Origin of the sequence: Bartonella sp. AP88HLJMH, assembly GCF_042195605.1 — a bacterium.
In the GTDB taxonomy this organism is placed as follows: domain Bacteria; phylum Pseudomonadota; class Alphaproteobacteria; order Rhizobiales; family Rhizobiaceae; genus Bartonella.
Genome location: NZ_JBHIOR010000054.1, coordinates 1 through 2,707, shown reverse-complemented (window position 1 = coordinate 2,707; position 2,707 = coordinate 1). Strand labels below are relative to the sequence as shown.

At 36.9% G+C, this 2,707-nt stretch carries 4 protein-coding genes and 2 pseudogenes; 2 read left to right on the top strand and 4 right to left on the bottom strand.

Annotated elements, in window-relative coordinates; all coding sequences use genetic code 11:
* A pseudogene (locus ACFIMA_RS09360) lies at nucleotides 1-213 on the top strand (hypothetical protein); the annotation flags it as partial.
* 586 nt (nucleotides 214-799) lie between these two features.
* A pseudogene (locus ACFIMA_RS09355) lies at nucleotides 800-1,330 on the top strand (antA/AntB antirepressor family protein).
* Nucleotides 1,331-1,376: 46 nt separating this feature from the next.
* Here the strand turns inward: ACFIMA_RS09355 and ACFIMA_RS09350 are convergent.
* From ACFIMA_RS09350 to ACFIMA_RS09335, 4 genes are all read right to left on the bottom strand, one after another.
* Nucleotides 1,377-1,658 carry a type II toxin-antitoxin system YafQ family toxin gene (locus tag ACFIMA_RS09350; protein ID WP_375612165.1) on the bottom strand — a complete coding sequence of 94 codons (282 nt, stop codon included), beginning with the start codon at nucleotides 1,656-1,658 and terminating at the stop codon, nucleotides 1,377-1,379.
* A complete protein-coding gene (locus ACFIMA_RS09345; RefSeq protein WP_375693414.1) occupies nucleotides 1,645-1,908 on the bottom strand; it encodes a type II toxin-antitoxin system RelB/DinJ family antitoxin in 264 nt (87 codons plus the stop codon). The genes ACFIMA_RS09350 and ACFIMA_RS09345 overlap by 14 nt, the downstream gene beginning before the upstream one ends.
* Before the next feature lie 97 nt (nucleotides 1,909-2,005).
* Nucleotides 2,006-2,311, bottom strand: coding sequence for a BrnA antitoxin family protein (locus ACFIMA_RS09340; RefSeq protein ID WP_375693413.1), 306 nt, complete (start codon nucleotides 2,309-2,311; stop codon nucleotides 2,006-2,008).
* Nucleotides 2,289-2,555, bottom strand: a complete 267-nt coding sequence (locus tag ACFIMA_RS09335) for a BrnT family toxin (protein ID WP_375693415.1) — start codon at nucleotides 2,553-2,555, stop codon at nucleotides 2,289-2,291. The genes ACFIMA_RS09340 and ACFIMA_RS09335 overlap by 23 nt, the downstream gene beginning before the upstream one ends.
* Nucleotides 2,556-2,707 lie beyond the last annotated feature (152 nt).

Here is a 2,707-nt window from a genome sequence, read left to right as displayed (position 1 = left end):
CGTGTTGAATTAAAAAAGCTGAATGGTAATGTATTTCAAAGAGCGGATGGAGATCAATTCCCCATTGCAAAACAAGAAGGACCTTCAATTGCTAAAGTGATGTCCAAGCCAGAGATTGCAAGTGCTATTGCACAATATGCCAATGAAAGATTAACCAAAAACATACAGAGACAACTTAAACGTCAAGAATATTCTGCCAACAAGAAAGGCTAGATCATGTTCTCAAGCTTTATCTATATATTCCATATCCTTATGAGTTTAAGCATTACATATTCTTATTGTAATTTAAAAAAAGATCATCATTTATGCTTTGTTTTTTCATAAAAAAATCAATAAAATCAATTCAAAAGGTATTTCCCAGCGGATTGGCTTCGTTGCGGGGCAGGCGAGCGCGAACTATCGCTAGCGACAGAATTTTCAAATTGACTGTACATTGTACACTTAACTCATTGATAAATAACAATTTCAATATGTACACTGTACAGTATGTGAAACGTTTTCTTAGCAAAAAGTAATTTTTGTTGCTGGACAATTCTATAGTAATAGGTATTTTCGAATCAGGTGCCTAGAAAACACCTTAAACACATAGCGGATTGGTTGCCGAAATAATCAGTCTTCCGCACATTAAAGACTTTGACTCATTGTATGTTAGGCGCATATAATAACTTTGTCGGGTGTAGTTATGCTATACAATACCCTTGTGGGGAAAGCATAACGACGGGCTATGTGCCGTGTTTTCTAGCACCCGGCATCTTTTAGAGTGTCAATAGAAAACCTTTAAGCACATAGGAGCCAAATCATGGCACAATATTTAATTGACTTACATCAAACTACGATTGATGGTGATATCGTTCAGACAGTGAATGCACCTGAATTACATACATTTTTGGCAATAGGTAAACGTTTTGCTATTTGGATTACGAACCGTATTAATCAGTATGAATTTGAAGAGGGAAAAGACTATATTTTAACGCTTCCCAAAATTGGGAAACGTTAAAATGTTATCAGCAAAGAATATCACCTCACCTTAGACATGGCGAAAGAACTTTCCATGGTTGAACGCAATGAGAAAGGACGTCAAGCACGCCGTTACTTTATTGAATGTGAAAAGAAACTGAGAAACCAAGCTGTTGATTATGATAATGATACACGCTTTGATGATTTTAACTATCTTCGCCAATATGTTTTGACAAATTATCCTAAAATCATGGGTATCATCTTTGGTTATCTTTTGAAAATAGATGAAATCGAAAAAGAGCTTGATCATTACAAATCAGTTACAAAAGAAGCTAAGCGCGTTTTAGCAAGATCTGTCGTAAAAGCTGCTTAGATTTAAAACACATCTCCCCTCCCCGTTCTCAAAATGGGGAGGTGGTTTAAAGATCAAGTTTTGAATGGGAGCCCAGACGCGCTAAAATCAATCGATCTTGACCAATCAAGCGATAAATCAACACTAGGTAAGGTCGAATATGGCAATCTCGATAATTGCTCCAATTCCCAGTCAATGCATGATCATGATATCGAGGTTCTAAGGGTTGATCATTTGCTAATGCTGCAATGATTTGGCGCAAATCAGTATCTAAAAGATGCCGATACCGTCCTTTCATTTCACGCTTGAAATCACATTTGAAGATAGTGGTACGTTCAATCGTCCGCATAGAGATCATCAAATAATTTGTCTACGGAATGAAACTTTTTTAAGTTACCTTCCTCTAGTTCTGCAAAAGCCGCTATAGTTTCTGCATTAGGTTGAAACAAGAAGGACGGAATAGCTTTATCTTGTGCAATACGCGTCATCAACACTCTCACAACATCACTTACTGATAAACCTGAAGCTTGAATAACTTGACTAGCGATATTTTGAATTTCTTCTGGTACACGCGCTTGAACCATGCGACTGGCAGCCATAATGAGCTCTCCTCTTGTAATTGTACTTCAATGTAATACAATTGAAGTTTAATTTCAACTGTAAAGCACATTTTTTAGAGTGGCGAGATCGTTTGGCTTAACAACCACTTGCTTTTTTTAAGACTTCACCCATACGTGTTCGCCAGTCTTTTCCTTGTTTTTTAAAAGAGGCAATAACATTTGGGTCGAGACGGAGAGTAACCGCTTGTTTAGGAGATTCAACGGGTGGACGCCCACGTTTACGGCGTTCTTCTGTTACATACTTAAAAAAGGAGGCTGGTAAAACGTCTTTAGCTGGCTTTAAGCGTGCAAGTTCTTCATCTGTTAGTGGTGGGGAATCCACAGCGTCCCAATCTTCTTTTGTGTAGCCACATTCTGTTTCAAAGGTTTTTTTGATAGTCATTGAAAACCTCTCTTTCTTTTTTATTCGCTTGACGAAAACTGATAATGGATATCGCTTCATTGCCAAGCTTTGCAAAAACAATAACTGTTGTGCCATCAGCAAAATGTCCAATAGCCTTCATGCGGTTTGAATGTGTTGCATCAATAAAAGCATGTTCCCAGTCAAAGTAAATAATATCAGCAAAATCAAGCTTATGTTTATCAATGTTTAAAGCTCTTTTTGGTTCATCCCACACTATCTTCATATATTTTATGTACACGAAAAATAAAACCTTGTCAATAATTAAAGTGTACAATAATTCGTATATACCATTAAAAATGGAGCAACTATGAATAAGAAGAATCGTAAGGGTCTATCGGTTCGTGCGTTTGCGAAGAAGATGGGTGTTTCACATAA